Genomic DNA, 13,154 nt, shown 5'->3' on the forward strand with positions numbered 1-13,154 from the left:
CCGTCCTCGTCGGGGAGAAGAGCGACGCCTACGGACTCGGACAGGCATGGCCACCGTGCCAGTGCCCCCGCCATCGCGAACACAACACCCCGTCCCGCTTCAAGCGCCCCTGATACGGCCGCCCGCCCCACCCCCATCGCCCCCGGGTGATCGACGGCGGGCGGTCCCCCAGCGGCCCCAGTTCAGGTACGGAGCACGTCCACCTGGGGGAGGTCGCGGTGCCGGTGGTGCGCGTCGGTGATCCCGGCGAGGTTGTGCCGGCCGAGAGCCCGATAAGCCGCAACGAGCAGCTCGTGCGCCTGACGCTCCCGTTCGGCGTCTCCTCCACTAGCCCAGTGCAGGTCACGCCCGAGAGTGAGGGCGCCGGCCGGATCCCCGGCAGCGCAGCGTTGCAGGGCCTCGGCGACCCACGAGGCGACCGCGCCGGGATCCCCGGTCAGCTGTTTGTGCAGGTTGGTGCACCAGTCGTAGTCGTCATAGGGACGTTGTCGGCCGCGCGGAACAACCGACTCACCGTCGGCCAGCGCCCCACCGCCGTCCAGGGTCTCGAACCGGATCGGGTCGCCGTCCTCGGGTACCTCGTCCCCGTCCCGATACGTCTTGTGGTAGGCGTTGCCCTCCTCGGGCCGGTCACCGGTCTCGAAGGTCATCAGAGCCTCCCGCAGCGCCCGCAGCCTGAACCGCTCCTCCGCCAGGTCCGCGGCGATCGGCTCGTCCTCGCCGGCCTCGCTGTCGAGGTGAACCTGACGCCATTCGATCCGTTCGCGTACCGTCTCCAGCGGAGTGCCAGACGGCAGGCCGACGCCACCACCGTCATTGTTGTAGTAGGACGCGACACCGGTGCAGGTACGGCCGTCGTCGTACCAAAGTCCAAAGTGCAGCCCATCCGTGCCACCGTGCATGAACGTCAAAAACTCTGGCGGATCCCGGTAGTAGCGGCCGTGCACCCGAACGTCGAGACCTTCACGCGGCGGACACGCAGGGTCGTCGAACAGGTTCATGATCCCGTACGGTCGTAGTTCCGCGTCGTGGAGCGCGCGCTGTTCGACCGGCCCGAGTGACAGCAGAAACAGCCAATACCGGAACATCGAGTCAGCCAGTTCGATGCCCCAGTCGTCGGCGAACCGGCGCTCAATCGCGGCCCGGTCCCGGGCCACCCGGGACTCGGCAGCCAACCGGACCGTCGGATCCGGCGGCTGATGAGCCGACCGCCAGACGGCATAGTCCCGCCGTTCGGCTGCCGCACGAGCGGCACACCGCCGCTCGCCGGCCAAGTCGCTCCGGCGGACCGGCCTCGTCCCGAAGATGGCATGCTCGAGTTTCTCCTCGGGCGTCAACTCGGACCAGGGATCATTATTGGGATGATGATCGCCGCGACATCTCTCGGCCACAAAGCCCGGAAACCAGAAGTCGTCGTCGCCGTACACCACTGCGGCGGCCTCGGCCGGAGGCAAGGGGACAACCTCCCGGTCGAACCGGGCCAAAGCGGCCGACCGGAGCCGGCTCACCCGCTCATCCACACGTGAGGCGTGTCGGCAGTACGCGTCCCACTCCCCGGCCAAGTCCTCTTCGGACTCATCGACCAGTTCGTAGAAAAACGATTGCTTCTCCCCGTCGGCCAACCTGTTGTGATCATTATCGACCTCCGCTCGGAGGGTGGAAATCACTTCCTCGTCCGACTTGCCTTCAAGCCACCCGGGTAAGATCACGCGGCGATCCTACTTCCGCGGTCAGACCCTTAAGGTGACCGGCCGGTCGTCTCGCTCTCGGCAGTGCCTCGTCATGGGGCCGTTCGCCCCCAGAGCCGTCACCCGCCGCACTGCCGCCGCATCATCCGCTGATCCGCGGCGGTCACCGGTATCTCGTACTCGAGCGCGACCTGGGCGAAGCGGACCGCGTACGCGCACCGGATCGCGGTGTTCGGCGGCAGCCAGGACGCGGGCCCGGAGTCGCCCTTGGCCGAGTTGGCGCGGCCCTCGACCGGGATCAGATTGAGCACGTCGTTCGCGAGCTGTTCGCGCTTGCTCTTCGGCCAGCGGGAGGAGCCCATCTGCCAGCTGTACGACAGCGGCACCACATGATCGATCTGCACCTCGGCGGCCTTCTCCTTGCGCCACTCGATGGTCTTGCCCGTGTACGGATCGTGCAGCGTCATGGCCACGACCACACAGTCGGAGCCGGACCGGAAACGCAGCCGCTGACCGTCACGCTGCAAAAGATCGTTGCGGGTGTCGCAGCCGTTCCGGGCCAGCGGCACCCCGTCGGCCGTGTCCATCCAGGCGTAGCCGAACTTGTCCCGCTCGTAGCCCGTCCTCGGCCCCCGGCCCTTGGTGACCAGCTGGTCGATGATCCGCTCGGCCACGGCCCGGTCCGCCTTTGTCGTGATGGGCGCCAGGCCCGGCTTCGTGCCGTCCGGGTTATTCAGCGGACTGACCGCCCGCCCGTCGCCCTGCTGCCCGCCGCTGCTGCTGCTCCGCTTTCCGCCGCCCCGCCCGCCGCCGTCCTTCTCGGCCCCGGACGAACACCCGGCGACGGCCAGCAGCACAGCCAGCCCCGGAATCAGAATCTGCCCAAACCGTCTCTGCAACCGTCCAGCCTCCGTCGCGTATCTTTTCGCACAGACCGCCCACACGATAAGGACCCTGGATGGACACGGCTGCCGCACTCCCGCCCGGCACCACCGCCGAGGGGGCGACCGCCGCCACCTTGGACCGCGCCCAGCCGGACGACGCCCCGGCAGCCGGGCTGCGGCACTCACGCCGGGACCCGTACTGGCTGGCCGCGGCCTTCTTCGTGGCCTTCGCGGCCATCTCGATCACCCGCTATCGGCGGATGGCCACCATGTCCTGGGACCTGGGCATCTTCGAGCAGGCGATACGCTCCTACGCCCATCTCCAGACCCCCGTCGCCGATCTCAAGGGCCCCGGCTTCAATATCCTCGGCGACCACTTCAGCCCGGTCACCGCGCTGATCGCCCCGTTCTACCGGGTTTTCCCCACCCCCGTCACCCTGCTCGTCGTCCAGGCCGCCCTCTTCGCGGTCTCCACCATCCCCGTCACACGCGTCGCGGCCCATCTGCTGGGGCGGGGCCGCGGGCTGGCGATCGGCGTCGCGTACGGGCTGTCCTGGGGCGTTCAGCGGGCCGTCGACTTCGACTTCCACGAGATCGCCTTCGCCATGCCGCTGCTGGCCTTCTCGCTGGAGGCGGTGGTGCGCAGGCGCTGGTACGCGGCGATGCTGTGGGCCGTCCCGCTCGTCTTCGTCAAGGAGGACATGGGGGCCACGGTGGCCGCGATCGGCGCCGTGATCCTGGTCCGCACCTGGCGGGAGCGCCCGCCGCGGATCGTCCCGCTCGCGCTCGGCCTCATCGGCTTCGGCGTGCTGGCCTCCGCCCTCGCGCTCGGCGTGATCATCCCGAGTTTCAACGGCTCCGGCTCGTACGACTACTGGAACAAGGTCGGCAGCGGCGGCGAGCAGACCGGGACCATCCCCTTCGAGACCGCGGTGCGCACCCTGCTGTGGGTGCTGCTGCCCACCAGCGGCCTGCTCGCGCTGCGCTCCCCGCTGCTGCTGGCCGCCGTGCCCACCCTCGGCTGGCGTTTCGTCTCCCACGACGACCACTACTGGGGCACGGACTGGCACTACAGCGCGGTGCTGATGCCGATCGTCGCGCTCGCCCTCGTCGACGCCATCGACCGCGCCCGCGACAGCCACCGCCCCTGGCTCGCCTCGTACGCCCGGCAGCTGCCCGGCATGGTGGCGGGCGCCGCGCTGGCGCTGACCGCTTCACTGCCCCTGGAAAACCTCACCGACCCGGACTTCTTCCACAAGCCGAAGGAGGTCACCGAGGTCGAGCGGCTGCTGGAGCGGATCCCGGACGGGGCGTCGGTCGAGGCGAACGTGGGGCCGATCAGCCGGCTCACCAGCCGCTGCCGGGTGCTGTGGGTCGGCAATACGCAGAATGTCGTGCCGGACTACATAGCCCTCCAGGAGCCGGAGCGCACGGCCGAGGACCTGGTCGCGTACGCGAAACAGCTGCACCCGGAGCACCGGTACGCGTATCTCGGCTCCAGCGGCGGCTACTTCGTACTCAAGCGGGCCGATACGGCCTGAGAACCACGGCCTTCTTGAAGCAGGCCCCTTCACGCGTTCATCGGCTTCGGGGCGATCACCGCGAACGGCGCCCCCTGCGAGTCCTGGACCACGGCCATCCGGCCCGCCACCATGTCGAACGGCTCTTTGCACACCGTCCCGCCCGCCTCGGCCACCTTCGCCGCGGTCCCGTCGGTGTCCGCGACCGCGAAGTAGACCAGCCAGTGCGAGGCGGCCTCGGGTGGGGCCCCTGCCGCGCCCAGCGGCTGCATCCCGCCCACCGGGCGGCCGGTCACGGACAGTGAGAAGTAGTTCTCGGCGCCCTCCATCGGGGCGGTCTCAAGCCCCAGCGCCGCCGCGTAGAAGGCGGCCGCTGCCTCGCGGTCGGTGGTGTTGAGCTCGTTCCAGATCAGGGCGCCCGGCTCGTTGGCGATGCCCGCGCCGGGGAACTCCCGTGCCTCCCAGACGCCGAAGACGGCCCCGGTCGGATCGGCGGCCACCAGCATCCGCCCCAGGTTCATCACCTCGACGGCCGGAGTGAACGTGGTGCCCCCGTTGCGGGTGATCGCCTGCAGCGTGGCATCGGCGTCGGCGGAGGCGAAATACGTGGTCCACGCGGGCGGCGGGGCGGGCTGGTCCCCCATCGCCTCGGCCGACATGATGCCGGCCACGGGCTTGCCCTTGAGGGTGCACAGCGCGTATCCGCCGGTCTCGGGCGGGCCGGGGCTGCCCTCCCAGCCGAGGACCTTGGCGTAGAAGTCGAGGGCGGCCGCCTGGTCGGGGGCCACCACATCGATCCAGCAGGGTGTACCGGGCTGGTAGGGCTCGGTGACTTCGGGCATCGGCGCCTCCCGGTCGGGCCCAGGCCGTCGCGGCGGCCGGACGGAATCCCCTCGGCCCATTGTCCCGGGGTGCGGCGGCGTCGCCACTCGACGCCGCAGCACACCCCCCTCACCTCATCGATACCGGCCGCGCACCGTCCTGAGAGAAGACCGTCACAGACGCCCTGACCTGGCTGCCGATGCGGCCGCTACGGAGTCTGATCGGGGCGCACGGCGACCCGTACGAGGACGCCTGCGGGCTGCGTTACGTACGCGCCAAGGACCTGCGGCGCTGACGGCCCGCCGTCCTCCGGCCGCGGGTCCCCTCAGGCGGCCCGTTCGGTGATCTTCACCTTGCCCTTCTCGATCGTGGCCAGCCGCGGGGCGCGGCGGGCGAGGGCGCTGTCGTGGGTGACCATCACAAACGTCAGGCCGTGCTCCTCCCACAGCCCCTCGAGCAGGGTCATGATCTCGTCGCGCATCGACTCGTCCAGATTGCCGGTCGGTTCGTCGGCGAGCAGCACCTTGGGGCGCTTGACCAGCGCGCGGGCGATCGCCACGCGCTGCTGCTGGCCCCCGGACATCTCGCCGGGCAGATGCCCGAACCGTTCGCCGAGCCCGACCGACTCCAGCGCCTCGGCGGCGCGCGTACGCCGCTCGGCGGCCTTGACGCCGAGCGGGACCAGGGCGGTCTCCACGTTCTCCTGCGCGGTGAGCGTGGGGATCAGGTTGAAGCTCTGGAAGACGAAGCCGATGTTCTCGGATCTGACCTTGGTGAGCCTGGCCTCGCTGAGCGAGGCCAGATCGACGCCGTCGAGCTCGACCGAGCCGGAGGTGGGGCGGTCCAGGCCACCGAGCATCTGGAGCAGGGTGGACTTGCCGCCGCCGGTGGGGCCCTGGATCACCAGACGGCCGCCGTCCTCGATGGTCAGATCCACGCCGGCGAGGGCGTCGACGGTGTCCTTGCCGCGCCGGTAGCGCTTGGTGACGCCGCTGAGCTGGTACATGGGGTGACTCCTTGACTCCTGGTCAGGCGTTCAGGCGTGGGGCAGGGGTGGGGGGTTGGGCAGATGCCGGGCTACTCGACGCGGCGCAGCGCGTCCGCCGGGCGCAGCCGCGAGGCGCGCCAGCCGCCGAAGCCGCCCGCCACGAGCCCGCCCGCGACGGCGAGGCCGACCGCGAGTGCGATGGTGGCCGTGGAGACCGGGGCGGTGAGCGCCACATCCAGGGTCTTGGCCGTGGCCTGGCGCAGCCCGCCGCCCATACCGCCGCCCATACCGCCCCCGGGTCCGCCGCCGCCCGGTCCGCCGCCCATGCCCATGCCGCCGCCGGAGGAGCCCAGTTCGGCGGTGAGGCTGGGGCTGATCGCGGTCACCGCGTAGGCGCCGGCGAGGCCGAGCCCGATCCCGAGGGCGCCGCCGAGCAGGCCGTTGACCAGGGCCTCGCCCACGACCTGGCGGGTGACCCGGCCGCTTTTCCAGCCCAGCGCCTTGAGCGTGCCGAACTCCCGCACCCGGCGGCTGACCGCCGAGGAGGTGAGCAGTCCCGCGACCAGGAAGGCGGCGGCCAGGACGGCGATGGACAGCCACTTGCCGACGTTGGAGGCGAGGTCGGAGGCGGTGGACAGGGAGCCGGAGACGGTCTTGGCGAGGTCGGCGGAGGTGGTGACCGTGGTGTCGGAGACGTTCTTCTGGATGGCCGACTTGACGCTGTCGATCCGCTGCGAGTCCGCCGCCTTGACGTAGACGGTGGTGACCTTGTCCTTGGAGTCGGAGAGGGTCTGCGCCCGCTTGAGCGGGATGTAGACGTTGGCTGCGGCCGAACCGCTGTCGGCCGTCGCGACCCCGATGATCTCGAACTTGGTGCCGGAGATGGTGATGTCGTCGCCCACCGCCAGCTTCTTCTCCTTGGCGTACGAGCTGTCGACGACCGCGACCTTGGCGTCGCTCTGGGCGCTGGTGAAGGTCTTGCCCTTGCTGATCTTGGAGGAGGTCAGCGGGCCGAGGCCGAGATGGGCGACGTCGACGCCGTAGACGGAGAAGGAGTTGACGTCGAACTGGGCGCCGCCGCCATCGACCTGCCCCTGCGGCTCGCCGCCGCCCCCGCCGCCGGGGCCGCCCTGCCGGTTGCTGCCGCCGGAGTTCTGGTTCTGCTTGAACTCACCCCGTTTGAACTGCCCGCTGACCTTCAGGACCTGAAGATTCAGCCCGCCGACCGCGTCGGCGACCCCGCTCTGCTTTCCGATCTTGGTGACGGTCGCGGCGGACAGGGTCTGGAAGCCCTGCACCATCACCCGGTCGGTGCTCTGCTCTTTGTCGTCGTCGCTGTCGCGGGCGTCGAACTCGAAGCGCGGGCGCGAGTTCTGGTCGCTGCCCGAGGACGCCTGGCGGGCCTTGGTGACGGTCATATCGGTGCCCAGCCCGTACAGCGACTCCAGCACCTTGTCCTGCGCGCGCTCCATGCCGGAGGACACCGAGGTGACGACGATGACGAGCGCGATGCCCAGTGCCAGACCCGAGGCGACGACGAGCGCCGCCTTTCTACGGCGGCGCAGCTCGCGCCGGAGGTAGGTGAAGAACATGGCGCGACGGTAAGGGCGTCGTGTGATGAGCGGATAAGGGCAAGATGAGAGCGGGCTGAGAAAGCCGACGGGCGGCGGCCGGCCTGAGAAGGCCGGCCGCCGCCCGGGGCGGAGTCAGAGGGTGCGTCAGGCGCCGGTGGCGCTGCCCGCGACCCACTCGCTCCAGCTCATGTTCCACCCGTTCAGGCCGTTGTCCGGCGCGACGGTCTCGTCCTTCGAGTTCTTCACGATGACGACGTCACCGATCTGCGACTCGTTGTAGAACCAGGTCCCGTCGGTGTTCGGGTCGTTCGCACCCTTGGTGTCCGACAGGCCCACACAGCCGTGGCTGGTGTTGACCGCGCCGAAGATGGACTTGGCGCCCCAGTAGTTGCCGTGGATGAAGGTGCCCGAGGTGGTCAGGCGCATGGCGTGCGGCACGTCCTTGATGTCGTACTCGCCCTTGCCGTCGCTGTCCGTGAAGCCGACCGTCGCCCCGTTCATCCGGGTCTCCTTGAACTTCTCGGAGATCACCATCTGACCGTTGTACGTCGTGTTCTGCGGGCTGCCGGCCGAGATCTTGATGGTCTTGAACGGCTTGCCGTCGCGCACGACCTTCATGGTCTTGGCCTCGGCGTCGACCGTGGAGACCTGGGAGCGGCCGATCTTGAAGGTGACGGTCTTCTCCTGGACGCCCTTCACCCCGGGCGCGCCCTCGACGCCGTCGAGGTCCAGCTTCAGGGTGACCGTCGAGTTGGCCTTCCAGTACTCCTGCGGCCTGAAGTCCAGGCGCTGGCCGCCGAACCAGTGGCCGACGACCTGCTGACCGCTGCTGGAGGTGACCTTGATGCCCGACTGGACGGCCTTCTTGTCGCTGATCACCTTGTCGAAGTTGATCGACACGGGCATGCCGACGCCGACCGTCGAACCGCTCTCCGGCGTGAAGTTGCCGATGAAGCTGTTCGTCGGCGAGACGGTCGTGAAGGACGAGTTCTCGGTCGCCTTGCGGCCCTTGGAGTCCTCGGCAACCGCGGAGATCTTGTACTGGGTGGACCGCTCCAGCTGTCCGCTCGGCTTCCAGGACTTCCCGTCGGACGATATGGAGCCGGGGACCTTGGTGCCGGTCGCGGCCGAGGTCATGGTCACGTCCTTGAGCGTGCCGCCGGCGACGGTGACCTTGGTGTCACTGTTGATGCCCGCGTTGGTCGCTCCGGCCTTGGGCGTGATCTTGATGTGGGCTGCCGACGCGTCCTTGGCCGCCGCCTCGTCCACCTGCGACTGCGACTTGTCGCCGCCGGCGTTGTTCTTGTTGCCGTCGCTGCCGCCGTCGCCGCCCCCACCACACGCCGCGAGGGTCAGTACTCCGCCGAGCACGGCGGCCGCGGCCACCAGCCCCCTACGGCGCTTGCCGTCCGTCATCACACGCTTCTCCATTGATCTGGACCCCAGAAACCCCGGACCTATCCGACAAGAACGCCTGTACCTTTTGGCCGGTTCCACGCACAGTAAAACTGTGCGGAAGGCCACTTAGCAAAGACGCCGGTCAAGCCCGTGGCCCGACCGGGGTACCCGGCACCCGTGCGGCGCAGTCGTCCCGTCCCCTCATATCCTCCAGGACGCCGACGCGCAGCACTCCGTTCCACTTCGGCGCGTCGGGATCGTGGATCCCCCAAGACTCCCGAGGCAAAAATCAAGCAAAGTCGCACAAAGCATGACGTCTCAGGACTGCCCATACGACGGAGGGTATGCCTCCGGGCCGTCTCGCTTCCGCGCGACCCGCAGTTGTCACTACGATCGGACGCACGGGGCCAATTCACCGCAGCCTCAAGGAGGATGCCGTTGTCCGCACGCCGACCGCTGCTGACCGCCGCCGCCGCGGGCTCGCTGCTGTGCGCCCTGTGGTTCGTCCCGTCCGCAAACGCCACCGTCGAGCACGACAGCCAGGCCCCCGCCGGTCAGACGCGGGCCCAGCCCGCCTCCTCCGGTGAGAACCTGGCCGACACCGGCAGCGTGGACGTCACCCCCTACCTGGTCGGCGGTACCGCCTTCCTGGGGCTCGGGGTCGCCATGGTGACCGCTTCCGTCCGCCGCACCCGCCCAGAGGCGTACTAGAGGCGTACCAGGGGTGCACAAGGGACTAGGGGTGCGCTAGCGCCTGCGCCTGCTGGGCCGCGCCCTCAGGCCAGCGGGCCGGTCACCTGCTCCACCGTCTCCGCCAGCTGTCCCGACCGTACGAACGCGTCCGCGGCCGCCAGGTCCGGCGCCAGATAGCGGTCCTCCCCCGGGCCCTCGACGCCCGCCCGGCGCACCGCCGCCAGCACCGCCCGGCTCGCGGGGGCCGGCACAAGGCCCTCCCGCAGCTCGATCCCGCGGGTGGCCGCGACCAGCTCGACCGCGAGCACCCGGGTCAGGTTGTCCACCGCCGTCCGCAGCTTGCGCGCCGCCGACCAGCCCATCGAGACATGGTCCTCCTGCATCGCCGAGGACGGGATGGAGTCGACGGAGGCGGGTACCGCCAGCCGCTTGAGCTCGCTCACCAGCGCCGCCTGGGTGTACTGCGCGATCATCAGCCCGGAGTCCACGCCCGCGTCCCCCGCCAGGAACGGCGGCAGGCCGTGGGAGCGGTTCTTGTCCAGCAGCCGGTCGGTGCGGCGCTCGGCGATCGAGGCGAGGTCGGCCACGGCGACGGCGAGGAAGTCCAGCACATAGGCGACGGGCGCCCCGTGGAAGTTGCCGTTGGACTCCACCCGGCCGTCCGGCAGCACCACCGGGTTGTCCACGGCGGAGGCCAGCTCGCGGTCGGCGACCAGCCGGGCGTGCGCGAGGGTGTCCCGGCCCGCGCCCGCGACCTGGGGCGCGCAGCGGACCGAGTACGCGTCCTGGACGCGCGGTGCGTCGTCCTGGTGGTGTCCGGTGAGGCCGGATCCGGCCAGCACCCGCAGCATGTTGTCCGCGCTCGCCGCCTGCCCGGGGTGCGGCCGGATGGCGTGCAGCTCGGGCGCGAGCACCCGGTCGGTGCCCAGCAGCGCCTCCAGCGACAGCGCGGCCGTCACATCGGCGACGGTGAACAGCCGGCCCAGGTCCTCGCACGCCATGATCAGCATGCCCAGCATTCCGTCGGTGCCGTTGAGCAGCGCGAGCCCTTCCTTCTCGCGCAGCTCGACCGGCTCTATGCCGTGCTCGGCCAGCAGCTCACCGGCCGGGCGCAGCACCCCGTCAGGCCCCTCGGCCTCGCCCTCGCCCATCAGCGTCAGCGCGCAGTGCGACAGCGGCGCGAGGTCGCCGGAGCAGCCCAGCGAGCCGTACTCGTGCACCACGGGTGTGATCCCCGCGTTGAGGACGGCGGCCATGGTCCGTACGACGAGCGGGCGCACGCCGGTACGGCCCGAGGCGAGCGTCTTCAGCCGCAGGAACATCAGCGCGCGCACCACCTCGCGCTCGACCCGCGGCCCCATACCGGCGGCGTGCGAGCGCACGATGTTGCGCTGGAGCTGAACGCGCAGCTCAGGGCTGATGTGGCGGACGGCGAGGGCGCCGAAGCCGGTGGAGACGCCGTAGACGGGTTCCGGCTTGGCGGCGAGGTCGTCGATGACCTGGCGCGAGGCGGCGACGGCGGCCAGGGCCTCCTCGGACAGCTCGATCCGCGCACCGTCGCGCGCGACGGCGATCACATCGGCGGCGGTCGTCCCGGAGGTGCCCAGCACCACAGAATGCATATCCATATTCAGGCACCATAGATAGTGAATCTCTGTCTGTCACCCGCCCCCTGGACCGACCCCCTGAACCGGTCCCGGGCTCCGGCCACGGTTCAAGCGTCAAAGCCACGGTTCAAGTCTCAGAGCCACGGTTGAAGTCTCAGAGGCGCCCCCTGAAGCGACGGCGCTCGGGTCCTTGGGCCGAGCGGTCCGAGGCGGCGCTGTCGGCCAGCCGTACCACCGGGTCCTCCGGGCCGCCCTCCCGCCCCGCGACCACCGGCTTCGCCGAGCGGGCGGCCTTCGCCCGGTACTGGGCGGCGTCCGCCAGCCGGAACAGCCGGCGGGCGGTGTGGACGGGGCCGATCGGATCGCCGGTCGAGGCGAGCCCGCAGGCGACCCCCTCGCCCAGCTCCAGCTCGGCGGCCCTGCGGCACAGCTCATCGGCCACCCGCACCACCTCGTCCGCCGAGGGACCGACCTCCACCAGACAGAACTCATCGCCACCCAGCCGGGCCGCCAGGGCCCCCGGAAGCATGGCGCCGCACAGCGAGAGCACCGAACCGAACCGTTCCAGCAGCCGGTCGCCCACCGCATGGCCCAGCGTGTCGTTGACCTGCTTGAGCCCGTTGAGGTCGCACATCACCAGGCTCACCACCACCCCGTCCCGGCGGTGCTCCTCCAGCGCCTCGTCCAGCCGTATGTCCACCGCACGGCGGTTGCCGAGCCCGGTCAGCGGGTCGGTGAAGGCCAGCCTGCGGGCCTCCTCCAGCCGCTCGGTCTGCGCGATCCCGGCGGCGGTCACCGCGGCCAGGACCGTCGCGAAGTCCGCGTCGGCCCGGCCGAAGACCGGCTCCCCGGCCCGCCGCGCCACATACAGCTCGCCCCACGCCCGCCCGTGCAGCACGATCGGCGCGACCACACAGCTGCCCCGCCCGCGCCGCCGCAGCGCCGCCACCCGGCCGGGACTGACACCGCGCAGCGCCCCCCGAAGACCGCCGGCTGTACCCGTATCCGTACCCGCGCCCGTACCCGCAGCCCTATCCGTACCCGTACCCGTACCATCCCAGCCCGGTCCCGGGCCCGGTCCCCAGCCGTCCCCGTCCGCCCCGGCGGCCACCTCCACCCAGGCGTGCGGCTCCCCGCCCCGCGCCCACTGCTCATGCAGAAACTCGGTGATCTCGGGGAACTCATGCACCGGATAGAACTCGTGCTCGGGGAACTCCTCCTCCCCCACGGCCAGTTCCCCGCTGTTGACCAGCACCCGCAGCCGCCCCAGCTCCCGCTCCCACACCGAGACCGCCGCAAAGCTCCCGCCCAGCGCGCGGCGCGCGGCCTCCGCCGCGGACCGCACCGCCTCCCGCGGGGCGTGCGCGGCCGCCATCGACTGCGCCAGTCCCACCACGGCCTTCAGCCGCTGATCACCCTCGCCCGTCACCACGCCTCGCATTCCCCTGCCGCGCACACCGCACAGTCCAGCGTAGGAATGTTCGGCGAATTCCGCCTTGTCCCGTCCCGGGTTATTCGCCGGGCCAGTTCGGTGTGCGCTTTTCGTTGAAGGCCGCGACGCCCTCCGCCCGGTCCCCGAAGAAGGCCACCGACCGCCACGCCGCGTCCTCGATCTCGAGCCCTGCCCGCAGATCCAGTCCGTAACCGACCCGCAGCGCCCGCTTGGCCGCCCGCAGCCCGACCGGTGAGTTCGCGGCGATCCGCCCGGCCAGCTCCAGCGCCTCGGTACGGTCCTCCCCGTCCGCCACCAGCCGGTCGACCAGGCCCAGCTCACGGGCCTCGGCGGCGGCCACCCGCCGCGCCGTGAAGATCAGCTCGGCCGCGCGCGCAGCCCCCACCCGGCGGGGCAGCAGCTGGGTGCCGCCCCCGCCCGGGATCACCCCGACCGACACCTCGGGCAGCCCGACCACCGCCGTGCCGTCCGCGACGATCAGATCGCAGGACAGGGCCAGCTCGAAGCCGCCGCCCAGCGCATAGCCG

At 70.8% G+C, this 13,154-nt stretch carries 11 protein-coding genes; 2 read left to right on the forward strand and 9 right to left on the reverse strand.

What is annotated here, in order from left to right:
* Positions 1–182: 182 nt before the first annotated feature.
* Together CCN51_RS22365 and CCN51_RS22370 are read right to left on the reverse strand one after the other, a co-directional pair.
* Complete coding sequence (locus CCN51_RS22365) at positions 183–1,709, reverse strand: DUF2228 domain-containing protein (protein ID WP_143675872.1); 1,527 nt, start codon at positions 1,707–1,709, stop codon at positions 183–185.
* Between the two features lie 98 nt (positions 1,710–1,807).
* A complete protein-coding gene (locus CCN51_RS22370; protein ID WP_043487033.1) occupies positions 1,808–2,587 on the reverse strand; it encodes an HNH endonuclease family protein in 780 nt (259 codons plus the stop codon).
* A gap of 59 nt (positions 2,588–2,646) precedes the next feature.
* On the opposite strand from CCN51_RS22370, the gene CCN51_RS22375 reads away from it, so the two are divergent.
* On the forward strand, positions 2,647–4,113 hold the full coding sequence (locus CCN51_RS22375) for a DUF2079 domain-containing protein (RefSeq protein ID WP_014177178.1): 1,467 nt from the start codon (positions 2,647–2,649) through the stop codon (positions 4,111–4,113).
* Between the two features lie 29 nt (positions 4,114–4,142).
* On the opposite strand, the gene CCN51_RS22380 is transcribed toward CCN51_RS22375, so the two are convergent.
* The 4 genes from CCN51_RS22380 to CCN51_RS22395 all read right to left on the reverse strand — a co-directional run bounded on the left by CCN51_RS22380 (position 4,143) and on the right by CCN51_RS22395 (position 8,892).
* The gene (locus CCN51_RS22380) at positions 4,143–4,934 is read right to left on the reverse strand and encodes a VOC family protein (protein ID WP_014177179.1); all 792 of its coding nucleotides are present in this window, start codon (positions 4,932–4,934) and stop codon (positions 4,143–4,145) included.
* Positions 4,935–5,239: 305 nt separating this feature from the next.
* Positions 5,240–5,920, reverse strand: coding sequence for an ABC transporter ATP-binding protein (locus tag CCN51_RS22385; RefSeq protein ID WP_014177180.1), 681 nt, complete (start codon positions 5,918–5,920; stop codon positions 5,240–5,242).
* 71 nt (positions 5,921–5,991) lie between these two features.
* Positions 5,992–7,494 carry an ABC transporter permease gene (locus tag CCN51_RS22390; protein WP_014177181.1) on the reverse strand — a complete coding sequence of 501 codons (1,503 nt, stop codon included), beginning with the start codon at positions 7,492–7,494 and terminating at the stop codon, positions 5,992–5,994.
* A gap of 126 nt (positions 7,495–7,620) precedes the next feature.
* Positions 7,621–8,892 (reverse strand): L,D-transpeptidase, encoded by a 1,272-nt coding sequence (locus CCN51_RS22395; protein ID WP_014177182.1) that lies wholly within the window; start codon positions 8,890–8,892, stop codon positions 7,621–7,623.
* 414 nt (positions 8,893–9,306) lie between these two features.
* On the opposite strand from CCN51_RS22395, the gene CCN51_RS22400 reads away from it, so the two are divergent.
* The gene (locus CCN51_RS22400) at positions 9,307–9,585 is read left to right on the forward strand and encodes a hypothetical protein (protein ID WP_043487034.1); all 279 of its coding nucleotides are present in this window, start codon (positions 9,307–9,309) and stop codon (positions 9,583–9,585) included.
* A 65-nt stretch (positions 9,586–9,650) separates the two neighbouring features.
* On the opposite strand, the gene hutH is transcribed toward CCN51_RS22400, so the two are convergent.
* The 3 genes from hutH to CCN51_RS22415 form a co-directional block, all read right to left on the reverse strand.
* Complete coding sequence (hutH, locus tag CCN51_RS22405) at positions 9,651–11,195, reverse strand: histidine ammonia-lyase (RefSeq protein WP_078610489.1); 1,545 nt, start codon at positions 11,193–11,195, stop codon at positions 9,651–9,653.
* A 133-nt stretch (positions 11,196–11,328) separates the two neighbouring features.
* Positions 11,329–12,549, reverse strand: coding sequence for a GGDEF domain-containing protein (locus CCN51_RS22410; protein ID WP_193383795.1), 1,221 nt, complete (start codon positions 12,547–12,549; stop codon positions 11,329–11,331).
* 136 nt (positions 12,550–12,685) lie between these two features.
* Positions 12,686–13,154 (reverse strand): enoyl-CoA hydratase/isomerase family protein (locus CCN51_RS22415; protein WP_211303243.1); only part of this gene is annotated, 469 nt, incomplete at its 5' end.

Source organism: Streptomyces milbemycinicus, from assembly GCF_002154605.1.
Classification (GTDB): domain Bacteria; phylum Actinomycetota; class Actinomycetes; order Streptomycetales; family Streptomycetaceae; genus Streptomyces; species Streptomyces milbemycinicus.

What these genes read in the sequence shown, in the direction of transcription:
- CCN51_RS22385 (WP_014177180.1), bottom strand. Translation starts at nt 5,920, where the DNA reads ATGTACCAGCTCAGCGGCGTCACCAAGCGCTACCGGCGCGGCAAGGAC.
- CCN51_RS22390 (WP_014177181.1), bottom strand. Translation starts at nt 7,494, where the DNA reads ATGTTCTTCACCTACCTCCGGCGCGAGCTGCGCCGCCGTAGAAAGGCG.
- CCN51_RS22380 (WP_014177179.1), bottom strand. Translation starts at nt 4,934, where the DNA reads ATGCCCGAAGTCACCGAGCCCTACCAGCCCGGTACACCCTGCTGGATC.
- CCN51_RS22400 (WP_043487034.1), top strand. Translation starts at nt 9,307, where the DNA reads ATGCCGTTGTCCGCACGCCGACCGCTGCTGACCGCCGCCGCCGCGGGC.
- CCN51_RS22395 (WP_014177182.1), bottom strand. Translation starts at nt 8,892, where the DNA reads ATGACGGACGGCAAGCGCCGTAGGGGGCTGGTGGCCGCGGCCGCCGTG.
- CCN51_RS22375 (WP_014177178.1), top strand. Translation starts at nt 2,647, where the DNA reads ATGGACACGGCTGCCGCACTCCCGCCCGGCACCACCGCCGAGGGGGCG.
- hutH (WP_078610489.1), bottom strand. Translation starts at nt 11,195, where the DNA reads ATGGATATGCATTCTGTGGTGCTGGGCACCTCCGGGACGACCGCCGCC.
- CCN51_RS22410 (WP_193383795.1), bottom strand. Translation starts at nt 12,549, where the DNA reads ATGGCGGCCGCGCACGCCCCGCGGGAGGCGGTGCGGTCCGCGGCGGAG.